Raw genomic sequence first — 14,183 nt, 5'->3', positions numbered from 1 at the left:
ACCGCGAGCACCGTCACCGCCGGCACCGAGGGCGCTCAGGCCGGGCGCGGATCGTCGCGCAAGCGGCGCAACCAGCTCATGCGCGATCGGCTCGCGGCCAATTCGACCACCGGACTCGGCGAGTCCCGGTTCCACGGAACCATCGGTCACGGCGCGCAGGAGTCCGACCGCGCCGAGGATGCCCGCGCCAAACTCGCCGATCGGTACGGACACTGAGCAGTGCGGCCAGCATCGCCGCCGTCACCGTGATGCGCCGCGACAGCACACCCGCCGCGTAGAGATCGGCCGGCGTCGGGGCGGGTGCGTGGGCGCCTCCGAGCACCGGGCGATGCTCGACGCCGTGCCGGTACTCGGTTCGACCACCCAGGCGAACCCCCAGGGCGCCGGCGAATGCCGCCTCGATCACTCCGGCGTTGGGACTCGGATGTGCTCGGGCCCCAGCTCGCCACGCCCGCACCGCACCGCGCTGGTCGGGCCCGATGACCGCGACCACCGCACCGGACAACCTCGCCGGAACGTAGTTGGCGACGTCGTCGGCGCGCGCGGACGCCCAGCCGAACCGCTCATACCGCTGATCGCGGCGGCCCACCATCGCATCGAGGGTGTTGAGCATCCGATAGCCCAACAGTCCCGGTACACCGGCGACCGCACCCCACACCAGCGGTGCCACCACCGCGTCGGAGGTGTTCTCGGCCACCGACTCACAGGCCGCGCGCACGAGTCCCGGAAGATCCAGGCTGTTCGGATCGCGACCGCACAGGTGGGTGATCAGCTCGCGTGCGGAGTCGAGATCGCCGGCCTCGGCCAGTCCGGCGATCCCATCACCCACCCGGACCAGTGAGCGTCCCCCGATCACGATCCAGGTGGCCGCCGCGGTCACGGTGAACTCGCGCACCGCGCGGCCCACCGGCGTCCGCACTCGACCCGCCCCCGAGCGCTCGGTGTGCCCACCGACCGACCAGCCGCTCGCCACCGCACCCAGTGCGGCAGCCGACCCCACACACATCACGGTGTAGACCACCCCGGCACCTCGGGTGTCGCGGTAGAGGACCGATTCCAGTGCACCGGCCGCACGTCCCATCCCGGCGACCGGATGGAATCTGGTCGGGTCGCCCAGCAGGGCGTCCAGCCCCACACCGGCGATCAGCCCACTCGCCCGCGCAACCCTCACCTGCACCTCATTTCACCCCGACGCCACCGCACCCGAACCACAACCAGCCACATCACGCGGATTCACCGCGAGTCCATGCACGAAACGGGCTCGGTCTGGGGCAACTCTAGACTCGCTACCATGTCGCCACGCCCGTCGAGCCCGCACCCGCCCGAGGGCGAGCAGACGATCGACACGGGCACCTGCGAGATCGTCCGCGACCGCGACGTGCCCGGGTGGCTGCTGCTGGTGAACGGCCAGCCGAGCTCGCACCTCGCCGATGACCCGCACGTCTTGGCCTTCGAATACATGCGGTGGATGGCAGCGATCATCCGTGCCCACTCCGACGGCGCACCTGAGACCGCCGGCACCCCTCGGCTGCGCGGGCTGCATCTCGGTGGCGCCGGATGCGCGCTCCCCCGTTATCTGGTCGCCGAGTACCCGGGCTCGCACCATCGGGCCGTCGAGGTCGATGCCGCTCTGGCCGCAGGTGTGCGCGACTGGTTCGATCTACCCCGAGCGCCTGGACTGCGGATCCGCGTCGACGATGCCCGGCGGGCGGTGGACACTGCTCACCCAGGCGCCTACGACCTGGTGGTCCGCGACGTGTTCGCCGGCGACCGCACACCCGACGAGTTCATCGGTCCCCGGTTCGCCGGGCAGGTCCACGCGGCCTTGTCGCCCGGCGGGCTGTACGTGGTCAACTGCGGACCCGCCGCAGCCGGGTCAGTGACCTCGATCAGGGCCGACGCGGCCGGCGTCGCCGAGGTGTTCGCCCACGTGGCGGTGGTCGCGCCCATGTCGGTGCTGCGGGGGCGCACCCGGGGCAATGTGATCATCGCCGGATCCGACCGGCCGATCGGTGGCGCGGCGCTGTCGGCAGCCCTGTTGTCGGATCAGAGTCCCGCCCATCTGCTCAGCGACGACGCCGCCCGGTCCTTCGCCACACCGTCCCGCGACCGGCCCGGCGGGACTCGATCAGCCGAGCAGAGCCACGCCGAGGCCCGATCAGCGCAGGGTCCGGCACACCGCGCCCGGTAGCGGCCGCCTCCGGACGTCGGGCGGCGGTGTCGGTGGACCGATCTATGGTCGTCGCATCCGACCATCGCCACACCGAACGTCACAGGTCAGATCACCGATCCGATCCGGCACAGGGGGCCACGCCATGCCGCTCACACCCACCCGCACGCGACGACTGTCCCGTACCGCGCGCACCCCGCGACGACTCTCACCCGGCGCGGGTCCGGCCGCGCCGACCGATGCGGCCATCCGCCCGCGCGACCAGCGCCATCTCGCCGCACTCGTGCAGACGTCGTTGAGCCGACTGATCGGCCGTCGGGTGTGCACCGATGCGCTGGGCAACCTGACACTGCCGCATCGACGGCACACCTCGTGGATCGTCGTCGCCGAGTCCGGTCAGAGGGTGAGCTTCTGCTGGCGCTGCCCGTCGGTCCTCGACGACACCGCGTTCGCGCGGCTGGCGGTCGACACCGAATCACGGTGGCCCGACATCCATCTGACGCGCGTCGGCCCCGACGTGCAGGCGACGCTGCGGCTGCCGACTCCGGTGTTCGTTGCCGAGAATCTCCGTCACGCCTCACACCTGTGGGGCGCCTTCCTCACCTCCGGCGCCGACGAGGTCATGCAGATCTGCTCGGGCCGACGCAGCCTCGGCAGATGAGTCCCCGTGGTCTGAGTCTCGTGGTCTGAGTCCTCGTGGTCTGTGAGCTGCGGTCGGGGTGGCCGTCTCCTGCCGCCGTCGTCAGCCGAGCAGCTCTGCCACGTCAGCGGCGGTGACCGAACCGGCGAACAGATCCCCCTCGTCGAGCACCGCGGTGAACAGCTCACGCTTACGTTCTTGCAGCGCAACCACTTTCTCCTCGACGGTACCCGCCGACACCATCCGGAACACGGTCACCGGATTGTCCTGACCGATACGGTGCAGGCGATCGACGGCCTGCTGCTCGGCTGCAGGATTCCACCACGGATCGCAGATGAAGCAATAGTCGGCTGCGGTCAGGTTGAGTCCGAAGCCGCCTGCTTTGAGGCTGATGAGGAATGCGGTGCGGTCCCCGCCCACGAATGCGTCGATCTCACGCTGGCGCCGACCATGCGACATCGCCCCTTCGAGGTGGCTGAACCCGATGCCGCTGTGTTCGAGTCGCTCCCGCAACAGATCCAGGAATCCGGTGAACTGACTGAACACCAGGGCGCGATGCCCTTCGGCGGCGAGTTCGCCGAGACGCTCGACAAGGAACTCGACCTTCGCCGAGGTGGTCTGACGGTGGCGATCCTCCACCAGGCCCGGGTGCAGGCTGAGCTGACGCAGCATCGTCAACGACCGGAAGATCGCGAACTTGTTGCGTTCCCAGTCGCCGAGCAGCCCCAGCACCTTCTGCCGTTCGCGAGTGGCGCGGGTGTCGTAGATCCGACGATGCTCTCCCGCCAGGTCGATGGTGAGGACGTGTTCGGATTTCGGTGGCAGATCATCGATCACGTCGGATTTGCGTCTGCGCAGCACGACCGGACGGATGCGGCGGCGCAGACTGTCGAGCCGTTGGGGTTCGGTTCCCGTCTCGATCGGCTTGCGGTAGTGCTCCCCGAAATGCCGCAGCGACGGGAGCAGCCCGGGCGCGACGATAGACAGCAGCGCCCACAGCTCACCGAGGTTGTTCTCCATCGGCGTGCCGGTGATCGCCAGCGTGAACGGCACCCCGAGCCGGCGCACACAGGAGTAGATCTTGGAGTGCGGGTTCTTCACGAACTGGGCCTCGTCGAGGATCACACCTGCCCAGTCGATACCCGCGAACGCCTCGTTGTCGATCCGGAAGATCGCATACGAGGTGATGACCATATCGGCGCCGGCGACTCGTTCATCCAGTGGCCCAGGCTGTTTCGCCGACGTGGTCGAGACGAGTGCGGTCGTCAACGACGGCGCGAAACGCTCGCATTCGGCTGCCCAGTTGCCCAGCAGGCTGGTCGGCGCGACCACCAGGAACGGACGCGATTGGCTGCCGCGCGCAGCGGCGACCAGCGCCAGTGTCTGCAGCGTCTTCCCCAGCCCCATGTCGTCGGCGAGGATCCCACCGAGTCCGTGCGAGTACAGGAACCACAGCCAGTCCAGTCCGTCACGCTGATAGGGGCGCAGGGTCGCGGTGATGGACTCCGGCACCTCGACGTGCTGCGGGCTGCGTGCCAACGCGGCCACCTCACGGACACGCTGCTGCCATCGGTGAATCTGCCGGTCGGCGATGCCCAGCTCGAAAAGCTCCTCCCACCACGTCATCTCGCGCAGCTGATCGATCGTCAGGCCGTGGTCGGGTGCGCTCTGCGCGGCCCCGATGTCGTCGAGTACCTCCGCCTCGGCCAGCAGCTCGGCCACCCGGGAGATGGTCGGTCCCGACAACGGGAAGTAGAAGCCGGCATCGTCGAGCATGTGTGTCGCGCCATTGGAGAGCGCAGCCATCACCTCGGCCACGGCGATCGTGCGGCCGTCGATCTCCAGCGTCAGCTGCAGGTCGAGCCAGTCGAGCTTCTGCGCGCGTGGGGCCCCCGACTCGTCGGGAGCCGACACCCGCAGCACGGGTGTGGCATCGCTGGTGGCATACGCGGGCAGATCATCGGGAATCTCGACCACCAGCGAGTCGTCAGCGCGCAGACGAGGGATGACCTCGACCGCGAAGCGCGCCGATTCGAGTTCGGTGAAGCGCACCGGATCTGCCAGCGCCGCAGCAGTTGCCGCACGCGCCGCGTCATGCGGGGTGGCGGCCTGCCGAAGCGCCGCGGCATCGGCGCGAGCTCCGGGTTCTCCGTTGCGCAGACAGATCTGGCAGCGGGCGATCGCCTGGGCCGGCCACGACGACGACAACGCGATCACGTCTTCCACCGCGGAGCGCGCAGCCCGCCAGGCGTCGTCCTCGGCGGCCCGGTCGCGGACGCCGCCGTGGGCGTCGACGAATCGATGGGGGTGATCGACGGGCACACCGTCGACCTCGTAGCGAAACGCCCACTCGACCCGAAGTGTCCGTCCGCGAACAGATTCCGACCTCCCCCGCGCGGTGCGCTGGTCTGTCTCGTCACCGTCGGCACCGGCGGATTCGCCGCGATGACGCGGGCCGTCGACACGAATACGCGCGAGCACCCACGGCCCGCTCACCGACGGCGCAGCCATCCGCTCGCCGCCGACCTGCACGGGGGTGGTCAGCGTGAGCCGCGGAAGCAGGTCGGTACGAAACCGGGCATTGTCCGAGGCGGGCACCCGGACCGATTCCCCGCGGCCGTACATCGCCACCAGCGCCTCGCCGGGTGCCGGGCGAAGTGGGGCCAGGGTCAGCGTCCGCCCGACGACGATGGCGATGCCGTGCGGGGACCCGCCACCGAGGAAGCGCATGTGCAGGTCGGCCTCGAGATCGTGGTCGGTGAGGTCGCGGACCGCATCGATCGGTGGCCTGTCCCCGAGGCTCAGCACCGGTTCGACGAGCGTGGACCCATCGACAGCGGTGGTGATCTCCACCGCGAGGGTGGCCGCGGGCGCCACAGCCACGCGCTCGGCCCCTCGCGGTGCGTCGTGGAGATCGTCGGGCTCGGTCAACGAGGCCTCGCCGACCAGTTCGATCCCCGCCGTGAGCGCAAGGGACAGCGCGGTCCAGAGCCCGGGCCCGGTGTCGTCGAGATCGATCCACCGTCCACGCGGCGACCGCAGCGCGCCGGCCAGCGCCGACATCGCATCGCGATGACCCGCGTTGTAGACACCGGAGGTGTCGGGGTGGCGCAGATCCGCCCAGGAGATGCGTCCGGCCACCCACGAGCCGGTGAGTCCGCGTTCGATGGGGCGGATCTGGACAGGCAGGGTCCGCTGGTCGGGACCAAGCCCCCCGCGCACCACGATGCCCAGCGCCCTGGAGTCGACTGCCACCGCACGAGCCGGCGCGACCTCCAGCAGCGGGGCCAACGCGCGCTCCCATCCCGCCGACGACTGAGACCCGCTGGTCCCCGAGCCCTCGGCGCCCAGCGCGAGCAGGATCGCGGCGACGTGCGCGCAGCCGTGACGCTTGCGGCATGAACACTGCATCCGTGCGAGCCGCCAGTGCGGTCCGACGGTCTTGAAACCGACCCGCACAGTCTCCACCTGCGTCTGGGTCACCTGACACAGCCCTTCGGCGGTGATCATCCGCGGATCCCACTCGACCGACGTGACCGCGCCGTGTGCCGCCAGCTCGACGGCCGTGTCCACATCGGCGGCGTCGAACACCTCACGCAGACGCTCCGCGTTCAGCGCATGTGACCAGTCGGAAAGCACCCGTCCAGGGTAGGACCCGGATACGACAGTTCCCGGCGGGTCCACCCGCCGGGAACTGTCACGGTCACTCCTGCACAGCTGCCTACGCTTTGGCCTGCATGCTGCTGCGAGCGGAGTTGCCCTGTTCGGCGGCCTTGGGATCGAGTTCGCCGGCTTTGGCGGTCACTCCGGCCTTGATGGCGGCACCGAGGTCGGCATCGACGCGCGAGAAGTACTCGTAGGCACGTTCGAGCACCGGATCGGTGACGCCGTTGAGCAGATGCCCCACGATGTTGTCGACGAGTCGTTCGCGGGCGGCATCGTCGAGGACCTCGCGCACCATCGTCCCGGCCTGACCGAAATCGTCGTCCTCGGGGTGGTCGACGTACGCCGAGCGGATGATCTCCCCGTCGGCCGCCCACTCCGGTTCGGGCTGGCCGCTGAACGTCGCCGCCGGTCCACCCTTGGAGTTGGGTGCGTACACCGGGTCGCTGACCGGCGTGTACCGCATGGCGCCGTCCTTGGAGTAGCTGTGCACCTCGTTGTGGGGTGCGTTGACCGGCAGCTGCTTGTAGTTGGCACCGATGCGGTACCGATGTGCGTCGGAGTAGGCGAAGGACCGTCCCAGCAGCATCCGGTCGGGCGACAAGCCGATTCCGGGAACGAGGTTGTTCGGCTCGAACGCGGCCTGCTCGATCTGCGTGTGGTGGTCGGTGGGGTTCGCATTCAGTGTCATCGTGCCCACATCGATCAGCGGGTAGTCACCGTGCGGCCACACCTTGGTGAGATCGAAGGGGTTGAAGCGGTACGTCTTCGCGTCGTCGAACGGCATGATCTGGACCTTGAGACGCCACTGGGGATATTTGCCGTCGGCGATGTGCTCGAACAGATCTCGCGTGTGGTAATCGGTGTCTGCCGACGCCATCTGATCGGCTTCGTCCTGGGTGAAGAACTCGATCCCCTGCTCACTGATGAAGTGATACTTCACCCAGAACTTCTGTCCGTCGGCGTTCACCCACGAATACGTATGGGAGCTATAGCCATTCATATGTCGCCAGGTGCGCGGAATCCCGCGGTCACCCATCAGCCAGGTCACCTGGTGCGCCGACTCCGGCGACAGCGTCCAGAAATCCCACTGCATGTCGTGGTCGCGGAGGTTGTTGTCGGCGCGGCGCTTCTGGGACCGGATGAAATGCTGAAACTTCAACGGGTCCTTCATGAAGAAGATCGGGGTGTTGTTGCCCACCAGATCGTAATTGCCCTGGTCGGTGTAGAACTTCAGCGCGAAACCACGGGGATCGCGCCAGGTGTCCGGGCTTCCCCGCTCTCCGGCGACGGTGGAGAACCGGGCGACCATATCGGTTTTGACCTTCGGCTGGAACAACGACGCGCAGGTGTACGCGGACACGTCTTCGGTGGTCTCGAACACCCCGAAGGCTCCACTTCCCTTGGCGTGCGGCTGTCGTTCGGGCACACGTTCGCGATTGAACTGTGCCATCTGCTCGATCAGATAGTGATCGTGCAGCACGATGGGACCACCCGCCCCGACGGTCAAAGAATGTTCGTCGCTGCCGGCAGGTGCGCCCGAATCGGTGGTCGTATAGAACGAATTGTCCGACATGTGGCATCCTCCACGCATAATCCGATCGGTCGACCACGGGCAGTGAAACCGACCTGGTCGGCGGATCGATGTGGTTGCCGCGCAACGATTCTCTTGGGCTGGATCGTCACCGCGACAACGAAGTGTGAGTCCGTGGCTGCTGAGGACTCGCACAGCCGATCGTAGTGGGCGGTCGGCGGGTGTCAACGGTCATCGCGTCGTCGGCACCGCGCACACCCGGCGTCGCGCCCGCCCACGTGGGCACACCGATGCCCGCCTCCGGTCGGGCGAACCCGGTCGGGCGAGTTGTCTGGTACACCGGAGCAATGACCGTTCCCTCCGTCAAGCTCAACTCCGGAACCAACATCCCCCAGCTCGGACTCGGTGTCTGGCAGGCCACCATCGAGCAGACCGCACACGCCGTGCATTTCGCCCTCGACGAGGCCGGATATCGCCACATCGACACCGCTGCCGCCTACGGGAACGAACAGGGTGTGGGGCAAGGACTCGTGCTTTCCTCGGTCGATCGTTCGGACGTCTTCGTGACCACCAAGCTGTGGAACGCCGATCACGGCTACCAGTCGACCCTCAAGGCGATCGACACGAGTCTGCGCAAACTCGACTCCGACTACGTCGACCTCTATCTGATCCACTGGCCGCTCCAGGATTCCGACCAATTGCTGCGGACCTGGGACGCGATGGAGAAGATCGCCGAGGACGGCAAGGCCCGCGCAATCGGTGTCTGCAATTTCGAACCCCACCATCTCCAGCTGATCATCGACCGCGGCGGAATGATCCCCGCTGTCGACCAAGTGGAGTTGCACCCCCATCTCCAGCAGCGCGAATTGCGCGAATTCGCCGGCCACCACGACATCGCCATCGAGTCGTGGAGTCCGCTCGGCGGCACGCCGAACTCCGGCTGGGGCCCGAACTCGAAACCCAACACGGTGCTCACGGACCCGACGATCGCCAAGATCGCCGACAAACACGGCAAGTCACCCGCGCAGATCATCCTCGCCTGGCATATCCGCCTCGACCTGATCGTGATCCCGAAATCCGTTCACGACGAACGGATCAAGGAGAACATCGACGTCTTCGACTTCTCCCTCGACGACGACGACATGGCGAAGATCGCCGCACTCGACACCGGGGAGCGCGTCGGAACCCATCCCGACGAGATGAACATAGACGCCCCGAAGTAGACCCGGACCGACTGACACCCTGATCGGCCGCAGCGACGGCCGGTCAGGGTGACTCCCAGGTCACTCGCAACGGTCACTCGCAGGCGATACCGTCGCCGTCGCGATCGAGCTTGCGTGAGTACCCGGGCTGACCGGCGTAGATCGGGGCGGCGCCGGCTGCACGCGCAGCCGAGCAGTTGGCGTAATACACCGACTGCGCCGCCGGTGGTGCCGGCGCAGGCGCCGCGGGTGCGGGTGCGGGTGCGGGAGTAGTTGCGCCACACGATGACAGCACCCGGTTCATCGCATCCCTTTCGGCCGCGGTGACCCACAAGTGGTAGATGACCTTCACCTGGATCTGCCGCTCCACGTAGGTGCACCGGTAGGCCTTGTTCGGCGGTAACCACGTGGCCGCATCGCCATCACCCTTGGCCGCATTGGTGGGCCCGTCGGTGGCCTGCAGGTCGCGCGGGTCGTTGGCGAGGTTCTGTCGTTGCTCGGCCGAGAGCTGCTGTGCACCCTTCTGCCATGCATCCGACAGCGCCACCACGTGGTCGATCTGCACCTTCGACGAGGTGGTCGATCCGCGGGTGAACGCGATCGCCTTCCCGGTGTAGGGGTCGGCGAGGGTGCCCGAGAGCACAACGCATCCGCGCGTGTTGGGCTTGACCGTGATGTTCGTGAGGTCGCGGCGCAGGATGTCGTTGCGGGTGTCGCAGCCGTTGTGACCGTCGGCGACCGTGACGTCGTCGGTCCACGCCTGACCGAACTGTGACCGCTCGTACCCGGTCTTCGGCGCACGGCCCTTCACCGGCAGCGTGGCCAACGCAGCCTCTGCGCTCGAGGCAGCCGACGGGACGGGAACCGCAGGCGCGGCCGAGGCCGAGGAGGCGGGGATGAGGGCCCCGGCGGCGACCAGGGTCGCGGCGACGGGCCAGACGATGTCGACACGTGGGCGGGTTCGGTTCGTGAGCACGTAGAGAAGCTAGCAAGCCACACCGACACAATTCGCCGTATCGGGCAGGACGCGGCAGAGACCTCAGTCGATGAGTCCCTGGCGACGCGCCTCGGCGACGGCAGCGGTCCGCGACCCGACACCGAGTTTGGTGAAGATGTGTACGAGGTGCGATTTCACCGTCATCTCGCTCACATGCAACGCTCGTGCGATCTCTCGGTTGCTGCGACCCGTCGCGACCTGTGCGACGACGTCGATCTCCCGTGGTGTCAACACGGTGGCGGGGGTCGCACGGACACGGGTCAACAACCTCGTGGCCACCGTCGGCGACAAGGCGCTCTCCCCCGCAGCCGCAGCGCGCACGGCCGCCAGGAGCTCCGCGGGCGGGGTGTCCTTGAGGAGATAACCGCTCGCGCCCGCCTCGATCGCGGCGAGGATGTCGGCGTCGGTGTCGTAGTTGGTGACGACCAGGACACGGGGTGCACGGGGCAATTCGTGAATGCTGCGTGTCGCCTCCACCCCCGAAAGTCCTTCCCCGAAGCGCAGATCCATCAAGACGACATCGGGTTGCGGTGACCGGTCGGCATCGGCGCACCAGGCGACGGCGTCTTCTGCCGTGGCGACCTCGCCGATGACCTCGATGTCGTCGGCGTTCGCGAGTAGCGCGCGCAGGCCGGCGCGAACGATGGGGTGGTCGTCGGCGAGCAGCAGCCGGATCATCGGCGCCCCTCCCTCGTGTGCGCAGCTGTCACATCCGCGGCCCCGGTGCGGGATTCCTCGGCGGGCTCGGGAGCGAGGGGGAACGACACCGCGACGGTGGTACCACCTGCGTCGGACGAGACGTCGGCGATACCGCCAAGGTCGGCGACACGACGTCGAATCGTGGTGAGCCCATAGCCTTCCGCGGCGTCGGAGGCGAAACCCGTTCCGTCGTCCACGATGTCGAGGTGTACGTCGTCGTCGGTGTAGGTCAGGGTCAGATGCAACGCGGTCGCCTGCGAGTGACGTATCACGTTGGACACCGCACCCTGGGCGATGCGAACCAGTGCGGCCTCCGTCGGCATGGCGAGCGGTTCGACGTCACCGTCGATCACCACGCTGGTGTCGATTCCGTGGCCGGACGCGTCCGCCGCCACCCGACGCAGTGCATCGGCCAGTGAGGACCCGTCCAACGGCGCCGGTGACAGTTCGGCGATGAGGCGTCGGGTCTCGGTGAGTGCCTCGGCTGCCGCGGTGCGCGCGAGGGCGATCGACTCCTGCGCGCGTTCGCCTGTCGCCTGCTCGGCCGCATGCAGCAGCAGCTGGATACTCGACAGACTCTGCGCCACGGTGTCGTGGATCTCGGCTGCGAGGCGTTCTCGTTCGGCTGCCCGCCCCACCGCCTGTTGCTGCTCGTCGAGATCAGCCCGCGCCGTGACCAATTCGTCGATGAGACGTTCGCGCTGCGCTGCCTCGGCGAACAGTTGCGCGTAGCCCGCCGAGATCACCACGGCCACACCGGCACCCAGAACCGGTCCGATCACCGCCGCTGCCGACCATCCGCTGTGCACCGCGTATCCGATCACCGCGACAGCCGTCGCGAGCACCACGGCCACCAACCCCCGGCGCCTGCCGAGCAGATGCAGGTACAGGAAGAACAGGACGAACACGAGATAGGTCGCCTCGGGGGTCAGCGCCAACTCGACCAGCCACACCACGGTCAGGACCGTCAACCACGCCAGTGCGCGGCGCCGATCGCCGAGTGTGAGTCCGCGGGCGAAGTAGACCGCGAGCCACACCGCCGCAACGACCGCCGCAGCGATGTCGGCGGGGGTCGCGATCAGTGCGCGCGCCATCACCACCGCGGTCAGCGCGACGGCGAGCAGGTGCAGACCCCACCGCAGTCCTGCGACGACGGGGGTGAGCGGGGACGTGTGCATGTGACCCAACGATAACCCCGGACATGCCGCGCACATCCATCGAAAGTGCGAGATCGCGACGCCGGAAGGGTGGAGAACCTCGCACTCCCATGGACGACGCGCGCACGGGGCCTCGGGGCCGAGCATGGGGACATACCCGATATCGACATCTGCGTCGGCGGGTCTCCCCGGTCGACGCAGCAGAAAGGACTCTCGATGTATGTCGCGTTTCGCGATCTGCGTCGCGCTCGTGGACGATTCGCGCTCATCGCGCTCGTCGTCGTACTCGTGGCGGTGCTCGTCACCTTCCTCAGCGGGTTGACAGCGGGCCTCAAACATCAGAACGTCTCCGCAGTACAGGCTCTGCCGGGCTCGTCGGTGGTGTTCGCCGACACCGGCACATCGCCGTCGTTCGACGAATCGTCGCTCACCGCAGCACAACTCGACGCGTGGCGCGCCGCCGAGCCGAGCACCGTCGCCGTGGGCGTCTCGCGGTCGCGGATCTCGACGTCCGCACGTCCCGATTCTCCGCTTCCGGTGGCACTGATCGGCACCGACCGCGACGCTCCGGCCGAGGGGCACGTCGAGCTGAGTGCCCCGGTTGCCCACGACCTGCATGCGAATGCCGGCTCGATCGTCGAACTCGGCGGTCAACGCTTCACCGTCACGCGGGTGGTCGGCGACGACTGGTACGCCCACAGCCCTGTCGTCTATCTCTCGCTCGGTGACTGGCAGTCACTCTCGCCGCACTCCGGCGCTGCGACCGTCGCGACCTTCACCCCGTCGGGAACCGACGGGACGTCAACGGTGGCAAGGGAGACCCAGACCACCGTCACGAGTTCCGCCGATGCGCTGTCGGCGTTGGCGTCCTACAAAGCCGAGAACAGTTCACTGACCCTGATGACCGTCCTGCTGTTCGTGATCTCCGCGTTGGTGATCGGCGCATTCTTCACCGTGTGGACCGTGCAACGCGTCCCCGACATCGCCGTGCTCAAGGCGTTGGGTGCGTCGACAGGCTCGCTCGTGCGCGACGCACTGGGCCAGGCAGCGGTTGTCCTCATCGTCGGCACGGGGCTCGGAACCGCTATCACAGCACTCGTCGGCGGCTTTCTCGGCGGAATCCCCTTCGTGCTGACCGCATCCACGACGATCCTGCCCGCCGTGGCGATCATCGCGCTCGGCCTCGTCGGCGCGGCCTTGGCACTGCGATTCCTCATTACCACCGATCCACTCACCGCACTGGGAGGCGCACGATGACCATGACCACCTCACCGACAACCATTCCCGCTCTTGACATGTCGGCGGTGACGCTGACCTTCCCCGACGGCGCGGGTCGGGTGACCGCTCTCGACGACGTCGAGTTGGCCGTGGCACCGGGCGAGATCGTCGCGGTGACCGGGCCGTCGGGCTCGGGGAAATCGAGCCTGCTCGCGGTAGCGGGCGGCCTCATCCGACCCGATTCCGGACGTGTCTCGATCGCGACAGCGCCGGGCGCCGAGAGTGGCGGCGATCTCGAGTCGGCGGCTGTCGAGTCGGCGGCTGTCGAGTCGGGCGGTGTGCCCGGTGATGTTGTCGAGTTGGGTGCGCTGTCGCGCAGGCAGTCGGCCCGGGTGCGCCGGGACCACCTCGGATTCGTCTTCCAACAGTCGAATCTCGTCGGTTCGCTGACTGCGATCGAACAGCTCGAGGTGACCGCGCATCTCGGCCAACACCTCGTCCTGAGCAGAGGGCGCCGCCGCGCGGTCCACGACCGCGCCCGTGCCCTGCTCACCGAGGTGGGCCTGGCGGAGCACATGCACAAACTGCCCGGTCAGCTCTCGGGTGGGCAGCGGCAGCGGGTGAACATCGCGCGCAGTCTGATGAACGATCCGGCGTTGCTGCTCGTCGACGAACCAACCAGTGCGCTCGACCAGCAGCGCGGCAGCGAGATCATCGACCTGCTGATCAGGATGTCACGCACGCAGAATGCCGCGACGATCCTGGTCACCCACGACCCGACCCATCTGCACCGGATGGATGCGGTCTACGACATGGTCGACGGTCGGCTGCGCGCGCTGTCCGTCGACGAGATTGCGGCACAGCAGCACCCGAGCGCCGGGGCTGCGAGAGTCGCGTGATGCG

The 14,183-nt window shown here is 67.9% G+C and carries 11 protein-coding genes; 5 read left to right on the top strand and 6 right to left on the bottom strand.

Translation table 11 applies throughout. The features are described from left to right. Window positions 1-76 precede the first annotated feature (76 nt). Window positions 77-1,171, bottom strand: a complete 1,095-nt coding sequence (locus IEW22_RS19930) for a cobalamin biosynthesis protein (protein ID WP_229742082.1) — start codon at window positions 1,169-1,171, stop codon at window positions 77-79. A 120-nt stretch (window positions 1,172-1,291) separates the two neighbouring features. Between IEW22_RS19930 and IEW22_RS01615 the strand changes: the two genes are divergently transcribed. Together IEW22_RS01615 and IEW22_RS01610 are read left to right on the top strand one after the other, a co-directional pair. Then, window positions 1,292-2,191 (top strand): spermidine synthase, encoded by a 900-nt coding sequence (locus IEW22_RS01615; RefSeq protein WP_188584849.1) that lies wholly within the window; start codon window positions 1,292-1,294, stop codon window positions 2,189-2,191. Between the two features lie 124 nt (window positions 2,192-2,315). Next, a complete protein-coding gene (locus tag IEW22_RS01610; protein WP_188584848.1) occupies window positions 2,316-2,831 on the top strand; it encodes a T3SS (YopN, CesT) and YbjN peptide-binding chaperone 1 in 516 nt (171 codons plus the stop codon). Window positions 2,832-2,912: 81 nt separating this feature from the next. Here IEW22_RS01610 and IEW22_RS01605 read toward each other — a convergent pair whose 3' ends face one another. Beyond that, the gene (locus tag IEW22_RS01605) at window positions 2,913-6,449 is read right to left on the bottom strand and encodes a DEAD/DEAH box helicase (RefSeq protein WP_188584847.1); all 3,537 of its coding nucleotides are present in this window, start codon (window positions 6,447-6,449) and stop codon (window positions 2,913-2,915) included. Between the two features lie 82 nt (window positions 6,450-6,531). Then, window positions 6,532-8,049, bottom strand: a complete 1,518-nt coding sequence (locus IEW22_RS01600) for a catalase (RefSeq protein ID WP_188584846.1) — start codon at window positions 8,047-8,049, stop codon at window positions 6,532-6,534. 305 nt (window positions 8,050-8,354) lie between these two features. Between IEW22_RS01600 and IEW22_RS01595 the strand changes: the two genes are divergently transcribed. Then, the gene (locus IEW22_RS01595) at window positions 8,355-9,230 is read left to right on the top strand and encodes an aldo/keto reductase (protein WP_188584845.1); all 876 of its coding nucleotides are present in this window, start codon (window positions 8,355-8,357) and stop codon (window positions 9,228-9,230) included. A gap of 73 nt (window positions 9,231-9,303) precedes the next feature. On the opposite strand, the gene IEW22_RS01590 is transcribed toward IEW22_RS01595, so the two are convergent. From IEW22_RS01590 to IEW22_RS01580, 3 genes are all read right to left on the bottom strand, one after another. Beyond that, window positions 9,304-10,185, bottom strand: coding sequence for a GmrSD restriction endonuclease domain-containing protein (locus IEW22_RS01590; protein ID WP_188584844.1), 882 nt, complete (start codon window positions 10,183-10,185; stop codon window positions 9,304-9,306). Between the two features lie 63 nt (window positions 10,186-10,248). Continuing rightward, on the bottom strand, window positions 10,249-10,884 hold the full coding sequence (locus IEW22_RS01585) for a response regulator (RefSeq protein ID WP_188584843.1): 636 nt from the start codon (window positions 10,882-10,884) through the stop codon (window positions 10,249-10,251). Further along, a complete protein-coding gene (locus IEW22_RS01580; RefSeq protein WP_188584842.1) occupies window positions 10,881-12,083 on the bottom strand; it encodes a sensor histidine kinase in 1,203 nt (400 codons plus the stop codon). Before IEW22_RS01580 ends, IEW22_RS01585 begins: the two co-directional genes overlap by 4 nt. Window positions 12,084-12,278: 195 nt before the next feature. Between IEW22_RS01580 and IEW22_RS01575 the strand changes: the two genes are divergently transcribed. Next, a complete protein-coding gene (locus IEW22_RS01575; protein ID WP_188584841.1) occupies window positions 12,279-13,319 on the top strand; it encodes an ABC transporter permease in 1,041 nt (346 codons plus the stop codon). Then, the gene (locus IEW22_RS01570) at window positions 13,316-14,179 is read left to right on the top strand and encodes an ABC transporter ATP-binding protein (protein ID WP_188584840.1); all 864 of its coding nucleotides are present in this window, start codon (window positions 13,316-13,318) and stop codon (window positions 14,177-14,179) included. Before IEW22_RS01575 ends, IEW22_RS01570 begins: the two co-directional genes overlap by 4 nt. The last annotated feature ends 4 nt before the right edge of the window (window positions 14,180-14,183 follow it).

The organism is Gordonia jinhuaensis, from assembly GCF_014639795.1.
In the GTDB taxonomy this organism is placed as follows: domain Bacteria; phylum Actinomycetota; class Actinomycetes; order Mycobacteriales; family Mycobacteriaceae; genus Gordonia_B; species Gordonia_B jinhuaensis.
This window is presented reverse-complemented; position numbering and strand designations above follow the sequence as displayed.

What these genes read in the sequence shown, in the direction of transcription:
- IEW22_RS01615 (WP_188584849.1), top strand. Translation starts at nt 1,292, where the DNA reads ATGTCGCCACGCCCGTCGAGCCCGCACCCGCCCGAGGGCGAGCAGACG.
- IEW22_RS01610 (WP_188584848.1), top strand. Translation starts at nt 2,316, where the DNA reads ATGCCGCTCACACCCACCCGCACGCGACGACTGTCCCGTACCGCGCGC.
- IEW22_RS01600 (WP_188584846.1), bottom strand. Translation starts at nt 8,049, where the DNA reads ATGTCGGACAATTCGTTCTATACGACCACCGATTCGGGCGCACCTGCC.
- IEW22_RS01595 (WP_188584845.1), top strand. Translation starts at nt 8,355, where the DNA reads ATGACCGTTCCCTCCGTCAAGCTCAACTCCGGAACCAACATCCCCCAG.
- IEW22_RS01585 (WP_188584843.1), bottom strand. Translation starts at nt 10,884, where the DNA reads ATGATCCGGCTGCTGCTCGCCGACGACCACCCCATCGTTCGCGCCGGC.
- IEW22_RS01580 (WP_188584842.1), bottom strand. Translation starts at nt 12,083, where the DNA reads ATGCACACGTCCCCGCTCACCCCCGTCGTCGCAGGACTGCGGTGGGGT.
- IEW22_RS01575 (WP_188584841.1), top strand. Translation starts at nt 12,279, where the DNA reads ATGTATGTCGCGTTTCGCGATCTGCGTCGCGCTCGTGGACGATTCGCG.
- IEW22_RS01570 (WP_188584840.1), top strand. Translation starts at nt 13,316, where the DNA reads ATGACCATGACCACCTCACCGACAACCATTCCCGCTCTTGACATGTCG.